A 15135-nucleotide genomic window follows, 5' to 3' on the forward strand; every position below is an offset into this window, starting at 1 on the left:
GCTGATCGTCGTTCGAGCAGTACCGGCGGGCCGTTCGGAGTCTCGGCCACTCCCATCCCGCCACCCTACGTCGCGTCGGCGAACAGGAGCAGCATGTCCCGGGCGAGCTGATGCGGCGTCGTCTCGCACGGCGCGTGCCCGGTCGGGTACGTCGCCACGCGCGCGCCGATGCGCGCCGCGTACGCGTCATGCTGCGGCTGCGGCCACAGGTCGTGCTCGCCCACCGCGATGAGCTTGGGCACGTCGACGGCGGCGACGTCGTCGGCGATGTCGGGCATCGACATCATGAGCCCGACGACATCGTCGATGCACGCGCGAGCCGTGACTCCGAGCCGCTCCCGCACGAACGCGATGCGGCCGGGAGGCGTGCGGTTGAGGTTGTAGCGGATGCCCCACAGGATGAGTCCGGCCGCACGGTGGGGCGGCATGTCGGAGATCGGACCGATGTGCTTGACCCCGCGGAACACCTGACCGGTCGCCGGCGGCGCCGACATCAGCGTGAGACTGCGGAAGAGCTCGGGCCGCTCGACGAGCGCGAGCTCGGTGACCAGGCCCCCGAAGCTGTAGCCGAGGACGTGGGCCGGCCCGCCGTCCTCGAGGATCGCGACGAGGTCGTCCACGAACAGGCGGTAATCGTACGACGCCTGGGGCGGATCGAGACGGGCGGGTCCGGAATCCACGGATTCGTAATGGCCCGCGAGGTCGTAGGACTCCACGCGGTAGCCCGCGTCCGCGAGGAGCGGGAAGAGCAGGATGAAGTCCTCCTTGGAGCCGGCCACTCCGGGCACCAGCACGACCCTCGGCGCGCCCGCGTCGCCGAGGCGCACGCGCGCCAGACCGCCGCTCGGGGCCGCGAACACGTCTCGCTCGGTGCCGGGCGGGAAGACGTGCCAGTCGAGGTCGGGAATGGCCTGGTCGCGCTGCAGCGCGTCGTCGATCGTGGTCATCGCGCGGAAGAGACTACCGCCCCCACGGGCCGACGGCGCGTCCGGACCCGGCGCGGCGGGCCCGGGCTAGTCTGGTCAGCGCGCAGCGAGGGGGTGGACGATGACCGGCAGCAGCGCGCCGCCGACGGCGGCGACCCCGGCGGGATCCGTCTCGCGGCCTCGCCGCCGCGTCCCTTTCTGGGACAACGCGCGCTTCGCGTGCATCGTGCTGGTCGTGCTCGGACACGCGGTGCAGCGGCTGACGTACGATTCCGACATCGCGCTGGGCCTGTACCTCGTGGTGTACGCGTTCCACATGCCGGCGTTCGCGATCATCTCGGGATACTTCTCGAAGTCCGACGCGCCCACGAGGACCCAGATGGCGCGCGTGATCACCGACATCCTGGTGCCGTACGTCATCTTCGAGGGGCTGTGGACCCTGACGAAGTGGCTCGTCGAGGGACAGGCCACCGCGAACCTCACCGAGCCGTCCTGGACGCTGTGGTTCCTGCTGGCGCTCGGGATCTTCCGCCTCGTGCTGCCCTACCTCGCGCTGCTGCGCTGGCCGCTCGCGTGGACCGTCGCGATCTCGATCGGTGCCGGATACTTCGCGGGCATCGACTCGACGTTCTCGCTGTCGCGGACGTTGGGCCTCCTTCCCTTCTTCACCCTCGGCTGGTGGCTGCGCGAACACGACATCGTGGCGCGCTTCGGCCTGCTGGACCGCCGGCCGTGGTGGACGCTCGCAGCAGGCCTCGGACTGTTCGCCGCCGCGGGGTGGGCCGCCTGGTTCTTCGTGGACGACTGGCGTTCGATGAACCTCCGCGAGTGGTTGTTCTACGACGAGAACTACGCGTCGATCGGCGGCACGCAATGGTGGGCGGGCGGCGTCCGCCTGGCGCTCATGGCGGTCGCGCTGGTGCTGTCGGCCGCGTTCTTCGCGCTGGTGCCGCGCGGCGGCCACTGGTGGACGCACTTCGGCCAGTACACGATGTACGTCTACCTGCTGCACTCGTTCGTCCTCTACCCGTTCCGTGAGAACGGCCTGCTGAGGCATGCCGAGCCCACCTGGATCTGGCTGCCGCTGGTCGTCGTGCTGTCGGTGCTGATCGCACTCGGGCTCGCCACCAGACCCGTGCGGTGGGTGTTCCGGCCACTCATCGAGCCGCGCCCGTCGTGGCTCTTCGCCGACCGACGGCTCGCGCGTCGCGAAGGTCATCGCAGCGACCCCACCGGTTCGCGACGTCCTCGCGAGGAGTCCCGGATGCCTCGGCACGGGCCGCGGCGACACGACTGAGCCCCGGTCAGCCGGCCGCCCTGGTGTACACGCCGGCGAGGCGCCGCAGGTGGTCTCGCAGCTCGCCGGGCGAGTCGACGGTGAAGTCCATGCCGAGCATGCCGATGTACGCGGCGACGGTCTCGAGACTGTCGGCCCCGGTCACGAGGACCGAGGTCTCGCGGTCGACGGCCTCGACCACTCCGACCGTCGGGTTGATGCGGGCGATGACGCGATCCGCGGGCGCGGCGATCCGCAGTCGCGCGTGGACCTTCCACCCGCCGGCGGCGATCGAGCGCAGCGCGAACGCGGTGAAGTCGCCGCCCGGGACGGGCATCGGCTCGAACCCCCGCCGCGTGGGCATACGGGGTTGGATCCAGTCGAGGCGGAATGTCTCCCACGCGCCGCTGTCGGGGTCCCTCGCGACGAGGTACCAGCGTCGCTGCCAGCTGAGCAGCCGGTACGGCTCCACGAGCCGCGGCGTGCCGCGATCCTCGAACCGGAGCCACTCACGCGCGTGCACCGCCTTCGCAACCGCGCTGAGCACTTGCGGATCGACCTCGGGATCCGGCGCGTCGGTTCCGACGTTCTCGGGACCGCTGTCGACGGTCGCGGCGACCGCGTCGACGGTCGGGCGCAGCCTCTCCGGCAGCACCTGCAGCAGCTTCGCCAGCGCGCGGGCGCCGGCCTCGTCGACGCCGGCGATGCCGCGGGCGACTCGGAGCCCGATCGCGACGGCGACGGCCTCCTCGTCGTCGAGGAGCAGCGGCGGGAGCTTTCCGCCCGCCGCAAGACGGTAGGACCCGGCGCGGCCGCGCTCCGCCTCGACGGGATAGCCGAGCGACCGCAGCCGCTCGATGTCGTTGCGGATGGTCCGCACCGAGACGTCCAAGCGCGCGGCGAGTTCTGGCCCCGACCACCGCGGCCGGCTCTGCAGCAGTCCGAGGAGCGCGAGCATGCGCGCCGAGGTGTCCGCCACGTCTCACCGATCTCTGGAGAACTTGGATATCAGGAAGAGAACCTGCCTGTTTCGACCGTAACGTCGAAGACATGAACACCGCAACCACCGCCACCGCCGACATCCGCCCGTTCCGCATCGACGTTCCGCAGACCGCCCTCGACGACCTGGCCGATCGCCTCGCCCGTACCCGCCTTCCCCAGGCAGCGCCCTCCGACGACTGGGAGTCGGGCACGCCGAACCACTACCTCGCGGATGCCGTCGCCCGCTGGCGCGACGGCTTCGACTGGCGGGCCGCCGAGGCTCGCATGAACGAGTTCCCCCACTTCACGACCGACATCGACGGGCAGCCGATCCACTTCGTGCACGTGCGCTCACCCCATGAGGGAGCGACGCCCCTGCTGCTCGCGCACACGTACCCCGGCTCGTTCGCCGACTACCTCGACGTGATCGCCCCGCTGGTCGACCCGGTCGCGCACGGCGGCCGCGCCGAGGACGCATTCGACGTCGTCGTCCCCGACGCGCCGGGCTTCGGCTTCAGCCAGCCGGTGACCGAAGCCGGTTGGACGACCGCGCGGGTCGCCGCCGCGTACGACACGCTCATGCGCCGGCTCGGCTACGACTCCTACGGCATCCATGGCAGCGACAACGGCGCGATGGTCGCTCGCGAGCTCGGACTGCTGAACCCCAAGGGATTCCTCGGCCTGCACGTCCTGCAGCTCTTCTCGTTCCCGTCGGGCGACCCGGCGGAGTTCGAGAAGCTCGAGCCGCAGGACTACGCCGGCCTCGAGCACATGCAGTGGTTCCAGTCCGTCGGCGGCTACAACACGATGAACGCCTCACGGCCGCAGACCATCGCGGCGGCGCTGTCGGACTCGCCCGTCGGGCAGCTGGCGTACTCGGAGCTGTTCAACTCGTTCGGCAACGGCACCTCGCTGGTCCCTCTCGACGCGATCCTCACCGAGGTGAGCATCGCGTGGTTCACGAACGCGTCGGCGGGCATGAGCCGGGCATACCGCGAGAACGCCCTCGCCGGCGACGAGCCGCGCGTGAGCGACGCGCGCACCGGCGTCGCCGTCTTCAAGGACGACTTCCAGACGATCAAGGTCTTCGCCGAGCGAGACAATTCGAACATCGTCCACTGGAGCCGGTTCGAGCGCGGCGGCCACTACGCCGCTCTGGAGGTCCCCGAGCTCCTCGTGGGCGACATCCGGGCCTTCTTCGCCGCGTGACGGCGGGACGAGGGGCGGCGCCACTGCGGCGTCGCCCCTCGTCGCTTAACCGGAGGCAACAAACCGGCGGATGCCTCGGCATCCGCCTACTCTCGCACCATGACCGACCTCACCCTCCCGATCCTCGACCTGTCCCGACTGGACGCCGGGCCGGAGGCCGCCGCACGATTCCGTGACGACCTGCGCGCCGCGACGCACGACGTCGGGTTCTTCTACCTCACCGGCACCGGTGTCACGCCTGAGCTCGAGTCGCGGCTGCACCGCGCCGCGCGCGACTTCTTCGCGCTGCCCGAGGCCGACAAGCTCGCCATCGAGAACGTCAAGAGCCCGCATTTCCGCGGGTACACGCGCATCGGCGGCGAGCGCACGCAGGGCAAGGTGGACTGGCGCGAGCAGATCGACATCGGCCCCGAGCGCGAGGCGGTGACCGACCCCGCCGCGCCGGACTTCGCACGTCTGATCGGTCCGAACCTGTGGCCCGACGCCCAGCCGGAGCTGCGGGAGGTCGTCTCGGAGTGGCACGACCACCTGTCGGGCGTCGCGCGCAAGCTGCTGCGGGCATGGGCGCTCTCGCTCGGCGCCCCCGAGGGATACTTCGACGAGCACTTCGGCGAACCGTCGACGCTCATCAAGATCGTGCGGTACCCCGGCAAGGAGGATCCGACGCCGCAGCAAGGCGTCGGCGCGCACAAGGACTCCGGTGTGCTGACGCTGCTGTGGGTCGAGCCCGGCAAGGGCGGCCTCCAGGTGGAGCGCGACGGCGAGTGGGTGGACGCTCCCCCGGTGCCCGGCGCGTTCGTCGTCAACATCGGCGAGCTGCTCGAGTACGCGACGCAGGGCTACCTCATCGCGACGAAGCACCGCGTCATCTCGCCGCAGTACCCCGACGACCGCATCTCGGTGCCGTTCTTCTTCAACCCGGCGCTCGACAAGCGCCTGCCCCTGATCGAGCTGCCGCCGGAGCTCGCCGCCCAGGCGAAGGGCGTCACGCAGGACCCGGCCAACCCGATCCACGCACTGTACGGCGAGAACGCGCTGAAGTCCCGCCTGCGGGCGCACCCGGACGTCGCCGCCATCCACCACGCAGACCTCGTCGCGGCCCGGGAAGCGGCCTCCGCCTGACCGGTCTTGCACGCCCTGCACGGCCGGGCAAGGGGGTGACGGCACACCATCGCCGCGCCTAGCGTGGCGGGCATGAGCGACGTCACGATCTTCGCGCCCTCCCCGACGCTCACGGTCACGGTCGAGGAGCACGGCGACGAACCCGACATCCATGTCCATGCCGGCGGTCAGGGCGTGTGGCAGGCGCGGATGGTGCTGCGACTGGGCGTCTCGGCGACCATGTGCTGCTCGCTCACCGGCGAGATCGGACGGATGCTGCGGCACCTGCTCGAGGATGAGGGCATCTCCGTCGCGGGTGTCGAGCGTCCCGGCAAGGGATCGGCCTACGTGCACGACAGGCGCGGCGGCGAGCGCCGGCCGATCGCCGAGACCGAGGGCGACCCGCTCGGCAGGCACGACCTCGACGAGCTCTACGGCCTCACGCTCCGCGAGGGCCTCGCGTCGGGCCTGGCGATCCTCAGCGGCCCGGCCGGAGAAGGGGCCCTCCCCGCCGACACCTACCGCCGCCTCGCTGCGGATCTGCGTGAGGGCGGCGCCAGGGTCGTGGTCGACCTGGCCGGGGAGCGCCTCGAGGCCGCCGTCGCCGGAGGGGTCGACGTGCTCAAGGTGAGCGACGAAGAGCTCTTGCGCGATGGGCTCGCCGAGGACGACTCCCCCTCCGCGCTCATGGCCGCGATGCGCGAGCTCCGCCGGCGCGGCGCCGACGCCGTCATCGTCTCGCGCGGGACCGAGCCGCTCCTGCTGCTCGACGCCCGCGGGTTCCTCGAGGTCGGCCCGCCGCGGATGGAGGCGGCCGACACGCGAGGCGCCGGCGACTCGCTCACCGCCGGAGTCGCTGCGGGCATGGCGCGAGGCGAGAGTCCCCGCACCGCGATCGTGACGGGCGCGGCGGCCGGCGCGCTCAACGTGACGCGCCACGGGCTCGGGACCGGCGACGCCGACGTGATCGACAAGCTGCGCGACGCGGTCACCGTGCGGGAGATCGCGGACGAGTCCGAGGCGGGGATCGATCAGCCCGCGATGGGACACGTCAGTCCGGACGGCCTCGCCGCCCTGGCCGTGCCCGACGACGAGGAGGACGCGCGATGACCCGGGCGCTCATCACGAACGACGACGGCATCGACGCGCCCGGGCTCCACGTGCTCGCCCGTGCGGCACTCGACGCGGGCTTCGACGTCACCGTCGCCGCGCCCGCCCGGCAGTCCAGCGGAACGAGCGCGTCGATCGTCGCCGCCGAGGAGGGCGGGCGCATCGCCATCGAACGGCGCGAGCTTCGGGGACTCGACGGCGTGCCGGCGTACGCGGTGCGCGGCGGACCGGGCCTCGTGACGCTCATCGCGGCGCACGGCGCGTTCGGCGACCCGGCCGACCTCGTGCTGTCGGGCGTCAACCACGGCGCGAACGTCGGCCGCGCCATCCTTCACTCCGGCACGGTCGGAGCGGCGCTCACCGGCGGCCTGAACGGGGCGTGGGGTGCGGCCGTGTCGCTCGACGTCGGCATGAATCCCACCGAGTTCCACTGGGAGGCCGCGGCCGACGCCGTCATCGGACTGCTGCCGTTCCTCTTCGAGCGTCCGCGCGGCACGGTGATCAACGTCAACGCGCCGAACCGGCGCGACAACCGCGGAGTGGTCGAGGCCGCGCTCGCCCCGTTCGGCATCGTGCAGACCACGCTCACCGAGCGTCACGCGACCCACATCCGGCTCGCCGTCGAGGACCTGCCCAACCGGCCGGAGCCGGGAACGGACGCCGCGCTGCTCGCGGACGGCTGGGTGACGCTCACAGGCATCGATCCCGTATCGCAGGTGCCGCTCGGGTTCGAAGCGGCCGAGGCATCCGTCCCGCCGTCCACGACGCGCACATGACGAAGGCCGCCCCACACCGTGGGGCGGCCTTCCAAGAATGTTCTGCGCGATTGAACGCTGGTTCGCTCTGCCTTATCGACGGAGACCGAGGCGCTCGATGAGCGAGCGGTAACGGTTGATGTCGATGTCCTGGAGGTAGCCCAGGAGACGGCGGCGCTGGCCGACGAGCAGGAACAGACCACGACGCGAGTGGTGGTCGTGCTTGTGCTCCTTGAGGTGCTCGGTGAGGTCCTTGATGCGCTGCGTCAGCATCGCGACCTGCACCTCGGGGGATCCGGTGTCACCGGGGTGCGTCGCGTACTCTTCGATGATCGCCTTCTTGACGTCTGCATCCAGTGCCATAGGTGATCCCCTCTCTCCTTGTTGCGCGGTGCCCGTCACCCGATGTGCGAGCTCTCTTTCTCCGCGGCCGATCCAACGGCAACCTCAAGAGTCTACCAGCCGCGAACGCGGACGCGCACCAGCGGGTGCGGCCGCTTGCGCCGCCCGCCGATAGCCTCGAGAGGTGCAGGAACGGCGCAGCCACTTCATCGATCTGCGGCCCTTCCGCGTCAGCCCGGCATTCACGAGGATGTGGATCGGATCCACGCTCGCGGGCCTCGGCGGTCAGCTCACGATCGTCGCGATCATGCTGCAGATGTACGACCTCACGGAGTCGACGTTCGCGGTGTCGATGATCGCGGTCGCCGGCCTCGTCCCCATGATCCTCGCGGGCATCTACGGCGGAATGCTCGCCGACGCGTTCGACCGTCGCGCCGTCGCACTCATCGCGGCGAGCGTCACCTTCGCCTCGACCGTCGTGCTCGCCGCGCTCGCGTGGGCGCAGCTCGAGACCGTGTGGTGGCTGTACGGGCTGAGCATCGTCAACTCGGCCGCGAACTCGATCGTGATGGCCACGCGGCAGGCCATCGTGCCGCGACTCATCCCTCGCGAGCTGCTGCCTGCCGCGAGCGCGCTCGGGGGCATCACCGTCGGCATCATGGTGATGGCGGGACCAGCGCTGGCGGGCGTGCTCGTCGCGCTCACCGGCTATGCGTGGACCTACACGCTCGACGTCGTCCTCATGCTCTCCCTCTTCCTCGGGCTGTGGACGCTGCCCCGTCTGAGGCCCGAGGGCGAGATCGTGCGACCCGGGCTCGAGTCGCTCCGGGACGGCTGGCGGTTCCTGCGTCGCGCCTCGAACATCCGGCTGCAGTTCGTGCTCGACATCATCGCGATGACGTTCGGGCAGCCGCTGTCGCTCTTCCCCGCCATCGGCGCGGTGCTGCTCGGGGGCGGGCCGATCACGACGGGCCTGCTCACCGCCTCGGTGGCCGTCGGGGCGTTCACGTCGAGTCTCTTCTCGGGCCGGGTGGGTGCGGTGCGCCGGCAGGGGCTCGGCATCGAGCGGGCGATCCTCGTGTACGGCGGTGCGATCGCCGCTCTCGGCCTCGTCCTGGGCGCGGCGGCGCTCGGCTGGTTCGCGCCGGCAGGCGTCGATGCCGAGACGCCGAACGTCCCGTTGATCGCTGCCGCGTGTCTCGTGCTGGCGGTCTCGGGCGCCGCCGACAACATCAGCTCGATCTTCCGCAACACCATGGTGCAGGCGGCGGTGCCCGACGCCATCCGCGGCCGCCTTCAGGGCGTCTTCATCGTCGTGGTCGCCGGCGGGCCGCGCGTCGGCGCCCTGTACGCGGGAACGCTCGCGACGCTCACCGCACTCTGGTTCCCGCCGCTCCTCGGCGGATTCGTCATCATCGCCCTGGTCGCGACGCTCGTCCGGTTCAGTCCGAGGTTCCGGGCCTACGACGCGGAGAACCCCATGCCGTAGCCGGGCGGTCGCGCATGCGCGGATTTCGGACGTCGTATGCCCGCACCGGGGGCGACGACGGATGCCGCGCCTAGAGTGGGCGCGTGACCTCGACCGACACCCTGCCGACGACCCGTGCGACCGCCCCCGGGTGGATCGCGACGCAGTTCGTGCTGGCCGGCATCGTGTGGGGCTCAAGCTTCCTCTTCATGAAGATCGCGCTCACCGGGATCTCGCCCGCGCAGGTGGCGTGGACCCGGATCATGCTCGGAGCGCTCACCCTCGGCGTGCTCGTCCTGCTGCGGCGCGAGCCGCTCTCGAGGAGCCTGCGCGTGTGGGGTCACCTCGCCGTGCTGGGTCTCACGTTCTGCGTCATCCCTTTCCTGCTGTTCTCATGGGCGCAGCAGCATGTCACGTCGGGCGTCGCGAGCATCTTCAACGCGACGACGCCGATCATGACGGCGATCATGGCGTGGCTCGTGTTCCGGGTGGAGCGGCTGCGAGCCATGCAGGTGCTCGGCATCGGCCTGGGCATCGCCGGCGTCGTCGTCATCATCGCACCGTGGCAGGGCGTGGCGCTGGGCGGGAGCCTCATCGCGGAGCTCGCGATCCTCGGCGCGACGGCCAGCTACGGCTTCAGCTTCGCGTACATGCGCCGGTTCGCGTCGAACACCGGCATGTCGGCGCTCGCCTTCACGTTCGGCTACATCGCGCTGGCGGGAGTCGTGATGGCGCTGCTGACGCCGTTCCTCGTGCTCACTCCGGTGCGGCTCGACGCACCGATCGTGGTGAGCCTGGTGCTGCTCGGATGCCTCGGCACCGGCATCGCGTACGTCTGGAACCAGAACACCGTGCGCGCGTGGGGACCGACGCGCGCGTCGACGGTGACCTACATCACGCCCGTCGTCGGAGTCGTTCTCGGCATCGTGATCCTCGGCGAGACGATCTCGTGGAACGAGCCCGTCGGCGCCCTCATCGTGTTCCTCGGCATCCTGCTCGCGCAGGACCGCCTGCGCCGACGGACGGCATCGAAGGTCTGATGACCTGCGAGGCGGCGCCGGTCTCGGGCTGACGAGCCGACGGAACGACGAGAGGGCGGATGCGCAGCATCCGCCCTCTCGATTCGGAAGTGGGTCAGCCGACCGCGATGAGGTCGATGACGAAGATCAGGGTCTTGCCGCCGAGGAAGTGACCGCCCGCCGGGCCGTATGCCAGGTGCGGCGGGATGACGAGCTCGCGGCGCCCGCCGACCTTCATGCCGGGGATGCCGTCCTGCCAGCCCTGGATCAGGCCACGCAGCGGGAACTGGATGCTCTCGCCCCGGTTCCACGAGGAGTCGAACTCTTCGCCGGACTCGTAGTCGACGCCCATGTAGTGGACGGTCACGGTGTCGCCGGGCTTCGCCTCGGCACCGTCGCCCACGACGATGTCGCGGATGACGAGGTCGGCCGGAGCGGGGCCGGTGGGCGCGTCGATCTCGGGCTTGGTGCGGTCGTCAGTCATGGGTCCATCCAACCATCAGAGGTGCTCGCGCGCAGTGCCGTTCGCGATCAGGGAAACCCGTCGCGAGACTGCCGTTAACGAACCCAGCGCCCGGTGCCGCGGCGATGCCTGCGTGTCTACCGAGCGCTGAGTTGGCCTGGTTTCAGGATGCCGGGGGCCCGCAGACGATGTCAAGACCTAAGGCGCGAACATCGCGGCGCGTGTCGCCGCGGTCTTCGCGAGAAGGTCGTGCTCGTCCGACGCGGCGTGCGGATCGCGGCCGGTGAGCGCCCGCTGGCGCGTGGCCGCGAGTGCCGTCGCGTCGGCGATGAAGGTCTTCATGAGGCCCGTCCGGTCGCCGCGCAGGGAGGCCGCCCACCTGAGCGCAGCCTTGCGTCCGGCCGGGGTCGCGAGCATGTCGACCTCCTGGGGGGTGAACCAGCCGGCGACCGCGTACTCCCCCAACCGGCGCCGCGTGAGGCGCGACTCCTCACGGCGCAGGGCGATGATCCCGAGGATGAAGCCGGCGAACAGCGGCACCTGCAGCGTGAGGTACAGCGCGAAGAAGTCGCCGAACAGCGCTGACCCGTTCCACAGCGCGTGCAGCGCGATGGCTCCGGCGAGCCCGAGCAGCCATGGTCCGATCGCCTGCCCGACCGTGGCGCCGCGGCGCGCGGCGAGACCCAGCGCGAACCCCGTGACGCTCGTGAACATGACATGTGCGAAGGGCGACAGGATGCCGCGCACGAAGAACGTCGCGGAGGTGTCGGCCGCGCCGCCCTCGAGGAAGCTGATCGCGAAGTACTGGATGTTCTCGGTGAACGCGAAGCCGGCGCCGACCAGCGCTCCGTACACGATCCCGTCGACGGGGCCGTCGAACGATCGGCGCGCGGTTGCGAAGATGATGAGCACCCCGAGGCCCTTGGCGACTTCCTCGACGACCGGCGCCTGCACGACGGCGCTGAAGGCCTCGCGCAGCGGAGAGCCGTCGTCGCCGATCGCGATGGTGATCAGCAGGTCGACGCCGAGCGCGATGCCGACCGCCGCGATCGCACCCCATGCGACGGCGAGCGCGAGCAGTCCGCGGGGCTCTGGCTCCCACCGGTCGACGAGCCGCACCGCGAAGACGACGCCCGCGAGAGGCAGGAGCGCGAGCAGCATGCCGATGAGCGAGGCACCCGGGCCCAGCGCGTTGAGGAAGTAGCCGATGAGGGCGACCAGCACCAGCACCAGGAGACCCGCCAGCCAGATGCTCGCGGTGCGGCCGCGTCGCGGTGTCTCCGTCGCCGGCATCGGGACCGGCGCCGGTGATGTCGTCGGGGGCGTGATCGGCGCGGGTGCGGCATGGCGCGGCTGTGCGAGCGCCGAGGCGAACTCGGGCGGAGTGAGCGAGGGGCGCAGGTGAGAGGCGCCCTGATCGTGCGTCATGCGCTCAGCCTAGAGCCGGGCGAGCGGGGACGACGGCGGGGAACCGCAGCGCTGAGCGGGACCGGCACGGCACGGTGCCGGGACAGCCAGGTAGGTTGGAGGGATGCGCTTCGCCCATGTCGTCCCGCCGGATTCGGAGGAGCCCAGGCTCGTCGTGGTGGACGGCGAAGAGGCCGTCTTCGTCGACGAGCTCTTCGACGGCGCACCGCGCGTGCTCGAGGAGCTGATCGAGGGCGGCGACGAGCTGCTGCACCGCGTGCGCGACAGCGCGGACCGGGGCACGCGGCATCCGCTCGACGGCCGGCGATACGCCTCTGCCGTCCTCGCGCCGCCCGTGATCCTCGCGATCGGGCTGAACTACGCCGCTCACTCGAGCGAGCTCGGGCTGAAGACCGACTCGACGCCGACGGTCTTCGTGCTCTGGCCGAATTCCCTCGCCGGGCACGACGGCACGACCGCGTGGCCGCGCTCGCTCAGCGAGTCCGTCGACTACGAAGCGGAGCTCGGCGTCATCATCGGGACGCCGGCGAAGGATGTCTCGCCCGAGGACGCCCTCGATCACGTGTGGGGCTACACCGTCGTCAACGACATCACCGCCCGCGACATCCAGTACTCCGAGGCGCAGTGGTCGCGGTGCAAGTCGTTCGACGGCTTCACGCCGACCGGGCCGTTCGTGGTCACCGCCGACGAGGTGCCCGATCCGCAGGACCTCCACATCTGGACGGTCCTGGACGGTCACACCATGCAGGACGCGACGACCGCGCAGATGGTGCGGCCGGTCGCGACGCTGATCTCGCACCTGTCGAAGTCCGCCACCCTCCTCCCCGGGACTCTCATCTCGACGGGCAGCCCGGGCGGCGCGGGCTACTCCCGCGACCCGCAGGTGTTCCTGCGCGACCGCTCCACCGTGACGGTCGGCATCGACGGCATCGGGTCGCTCACGACCCACTGCCGGATCCTCGACTGAATGCGCCGAGGGCGACCCCGCGTCGCGGGACCGCCCTCGGCCGGCTCAGCTCTTAGCTCACGGGCACGTGACCGTGAGTCCAGACGTCGTTTCGTGCGTACCAGTGCCGTACTGGGCGCAGAACTCCGCGATCTGCGCTGCGCCGGCGGCGGCGATGCCGATGAACACGACGACCAGGATGATCGTGAGGACAAGGAAGACCGATCCCAGGATGATCGCGGCGACGGCCCAGCCGTTCTTGTGACCGGCCTTCTTGCTCTGCACGAGGGCGACGATGCCGAGGATCAGGCCGATGAGGGACGCGAAGAACGACACGACGAACGCGACGATGCCGAGGGTCCGCCCCGGGACGGTCGCCGGGGCGGGTGCGCCGTACTGCGGCGGCGGAGCCGCAGCGTAGGCGGGCGGAGCAGCGGGGGCCGCGGCGGGCTGCTCGGGGGCAGCGGCGGGCGGGGCGGGCGGAACGTTCGCGCCCGGCACGGTGGGGTCGGCGGGGTTCTGCGGATCGGTCATGTGATTCCTCTCATGTGGACTCACATGACCGTAGCGGCATGCGCGCTCGCAGGGCAATCACCGCGCCGGACCCGGCATCCGTCGTTCAGCCGTCGGCCGGATCGTCGCTTGGGATCTCGCCGGGGCCGACGACCGGAATCGCCGCCGTGATGGTCTCGAGGCCCGAGAGCCGGGCGGGCGAGAGCTGCTTGATGACCTCGTCGCGCGACATGAGGTCTGCCTCGACCACGAGGTCGGCGACGCTGCGTCCGGTGAGAAGCGCCGTCTTGGCGAGCGCCGCCGCCGCGGAGTAGCCGATGAAGGGCGTGAGCGCGGTGATCACGCCGACTGACGAGCCCACGAGTGCGCCGAGCCGCTCGCGGTTCGCCGTGATGCCCTCGACGCAGTTGACGCGCAGCGTGTGCATGCCCCGGCGCATCCACGTGATCGACTGGAAGATCGAGTGCGCGATGACCGGCTCGAACGCGTTGAGCTGCAGCTGGCCGCCTTCGACGGCCATCGTGACGGTGAGGTCGGCGCCCGCGACCGCGAAGGCCACCTGATTGACGACCTCCGGGATCACCGGATTCACCTTGCCGGGCATGATGCTCGAGCCGGCCTGGCGCGGCGGCAGGTTGATCTCACCGAGTCCCGCCTGCGGGCCCGACGACAGCAGCCGCAGATCGTTGCAGATCTTCGAGAGCTTGATCGCGTTGCGCTTGAGCGACGACGAGAACGACATGAACGCGCCGGTGTCGCTCGTCGACTCGACCAGGTCGGTCGCGAGGTCGAGGTCGAGACCGGAGATCTCGCGCAGGTGACGCAGCACCGCCTGCCCGTAGCCGGGATGCGTCGTGATGCCCGTGCCGATGGCCGTGGCGCCCATGTTGATCTCGTACAGGAGGTACGCGTTCTCCTTGAGACGGTGGTAGTCCTCGCCGAGCGTCGTGGCGAAGCCGTGGAACTCCTGTCCGAGCGTCATCGGCACGGCGTCCTGCAGCTGCGTGCGACCGACCTTGAGCACGTCGTGGAACTCGACGGCCTTGTCGAGGAACGCACGACGCAGGAGGTCCAGCTCCTCGAGCAGGGTCAGCAGATCGAGGCCGAGCCCCACTTTGATCGCGGTCGGGTAGACGTCGTTGGTGGACTGGCTGCGGTTGGTGTCGTCGATCGGCGAGAGGAACTTGTAGTCGCCCTTCTCACGGCCGGCGAGCTCGAGCGCGACGTTGGTGATGACCTCGTTCGCGTTCATGTTGGTCGATGTGCCGGCGCCGCCCTGGATGACGCCGACCACGAACTGGTCGTGGAACTTCCCGTCGATCACGAGCTGCGCCGCGCGGTCGATGAGGTCGGCCTTCTCGGGGTCGAGGACCCCGATCTCCTTGTTGGCTCGCGCCGACGCCTGCTTGACCATCGCGAGCGCCTTCACGAGGTCCTTGTAGACCGAGATGGGCCGCTTCGAGATCGGGAAGTTCTCGAGCGCCCGGGCCGTGTGGATGCCCCAGTACGCGTCGGCGGGGATCTCGAGGGATCCCAGGGAGTCGGTCTCGGTGCGGGTTCGCGTCATTGCGTCCAGAGCCATGTGTGCAGTCCTCGTG

15 protein-coding genes are annotated in these 15135 nt (G+C 70.5%); 8 read left to right on the top strand and 7 right to left on the bottom strand.

Annotation, left to right across the window (positions count from 1 at the left end):
* Positions 1 to 65 precede the first annotated feature (65 nt).
* Positions 66 to 947, bottom strand: coding sequence for an alpha/beta fold hydrolase (locus tag AC3ANN_RS10845; RefSeq protein ID WP_488337413.1), 882 nt, complete (start codon positions 945 to 947; stop codon positions 66 to 68).
* A 100-nt stretch (positions 948 to 1047) separates the two neighbouring features.
* On the opposite strand from AC3ANN_RS10845, the gene AC3ANN_RS10850 reads away from it, so the two are divergent.
* Complete coding sequence (locus AC3ANN_RS10850; protein ID WP_488337414.1) at positions 1048 to 2223, top strand: acyltransferase family protein; 1176 nt, start codon at positions 1048 to 1050, stop codon at positions 2221 to 2223.
* A gap of 7 nt (positions 2224 to 2230) precedes the next feature.
* Here the strand turns inward: AC3ANN_RS10850 and AC3ANN_RS10855 are convergent, their stop codons facing one another.
* Entirely contained in the window at positions 2231 to 3181 is a 951-nt protein-coding gene (locus AC3ANN_RS10855) for a helix-turn-helix transcriptional regulator (protein WP_488337415.1), read from the bottom strand.
* Positions 3182 to 3252: 71 nt separating this feature from the next.
* On the opposite strand from AC3ANN_RS10855, the gene AC3ANN_RS10860 reads away from it, so the two are divergent.
* The 4 genes from AC3ANN_RS10860 to surE all read left to right on the top strand — a co-directional run bounded on the left by AC3ANN_RS10860 (position 3253) and on the right by surE (position 7379).
* Entirely contained in the window at positions 3253 to 4392 is a 1140-nt protein-coding gene (locus tag AC3ANN_RS10860) for an epoxide hydrolase family protein (protein WP_488337416.1), read from the top strand.
* A 99-nt stretch (positions 4393 to 4491) separates the two neighbouring features.
* The gene (locus AC3ANN_RS10865) at positions 4492 to 5514 is read left to right on the top strand and encodes an isopenicillin N synthase family dioxygenase (protein WP_488337417.1); all 1023 of its coding nucleotides are present in this window, start codon (positions 4492 to 4494) and stop codon (positions 5512 to 5514) included.
* Positions 5515 to 5586: 72 nt separating this feature from the next.
* A complete protein-coding gene (locus AC3ANN_RS10870; RefSeq protein ID WP_488337418.1) occupies positions 5587 to 6603 on the top strand; it encodes a 1-phosphofructokinase family hexose kinase in 1017 nt (338 codons plus the stop codon).
* On the top strand, positions 6600 to 7379 hold the full coding sequence (gene surE, locus AC3ANN_RS10875) for a 5'/3'-nucleotidase SurE (RefSeq protein WP_488337419.1): 780 nt from the start codon (positions 6600 to 6602) through the stop codon (positions 7377 to 7379). Before AC3ANN_RS10870 ends, surE begins: the two co-directional genes overlap by 4 nt.
* Positions 7380 to 7451: 72 nt before the next feature.
* Here the strand turns inward: surE and rpsO are convergent, their stop codons facing one another.
* Positions 7452 to 7721, bottom strand: coding sequence for a 30S ribosomal protein S15 (rpsO, locus tag AC3ANN_RS10880; protein ID WP_039401864.1), 270 nt, complete (start codon positions 7719 to 7721; stop codon positions 7452 to 7454).
* 163 nt (positions 7722 to 7884) lie between these two features.
* Here rpsO and AC3ANN_RS10885 point away from each other — a divergent pair, with 163 nt between their 5' ends.
* Positions 7885 to 9189: an MFS transporter gene (locus tag AC3ANN_RS10885; RefSeq protein WP_488337420.1), complete on the top strand. Its 1305-nt coding sequence runs from the start codon at positions 7885 to 7887 to the stop codon at positions 9187 to 9189.
* Between the two features lie 83 nt (positions 9190 to 9272).
* Positions 9273 to 10208 (top strand): DMT family transporter, encoded by a 936-nt coding sequence (locus AC3ANN_RS10890; RefSeq protein WP_488337421.1) that lies wholly within the window; start codon positions 9273 to 9275, stop codon positions 10206 to 10208.
* Positions 10209 to 10302: 94 nt separating this feature from the next.
* On the opposite strand, the gene AC3ANN_RS10895 is transcribed toward AC3ANN_RS10890, so the two are convergent.
* The gene (locus AC3ANN_RS10895) at positions 10303 to 10671 is read right to left on the bottom strand and encodes an FKBP-type peptidyl-prolyl cis-trans isomerase (RefSeq protein WP_488337422.1); all 369 of its coding nucleotides are present in this window, start codon (positions 10669 to 10671) and stop codon (positions 10303 to 10305) included.
* Positions 10672 to 10848: 177 nt separating this feature from the next.
* Positions 10849 to 12078, bottom strand: a complete 1230-nt coding sequence (locus tag AC3ANN_RS10900; protein WP_488337423.1) for a PrsW family intramembrane metalloprotease — start codon at positions 12076 to 12078, stop codon at positions 10849 to 10851.
* A gap of 103 nt (positions 12079 to 12181) precedes the next feature.
* Between AC3ANN_RS10900 and AC3ANN_RS10905 the strand changes: the two genes are divergently transcribed.
* Positions 12182 to 13045, top strand: a complete 864-nt coding sequence (locus AC3ANN_RS10905) for a fumarylacetoacetate hydrolase family protein (protein ID WP_488337424.1) — start codon at positions 12182 to 12184, stop codon at positions 13043 to 13045.
* A gap of 57 nt (positions 13046 to 13102) precedes the next feature.
* Here AC3ANN_RS10905 and AC3ANN_RS10910 read toward each other — a convergent pair whose 3' ends face one another.
* Both AC3ANN_RS10910 and AC3ANN_RS10915 read right to left on the bottom strand, forming a co-directional pair.
* On the bottom strand, positions 13103 to 13558 hold the full coding sequence (locus AC3ANN_RS10910; protein WP_488337425.1) for a DUF4190 domain-containing protein: 456 nt from the start codon (positions 13556 to 13558) through the stop codon (positions 13103 to 13105).
* 85 nt (positions 13559 to 13643) lie between these two features.
* On the bottom strand, positions 13644 to 15119 hold the full coding sequence (locus AC3ANN_RS10915) for an aspartate ammonia-lyase (protein WP_488337426.1): 1476 nt from the start codon (positions 15117 to 15119) through the stop codon (positions 13644 to 13646).
* Between the last annotated feature and the right edge of the window lie 16 nt (positions 15120 to 15135).

The sequence above is a fragment of the Microbacterium sp. STRO-2N genome (genome assembly GCF_057747775.1).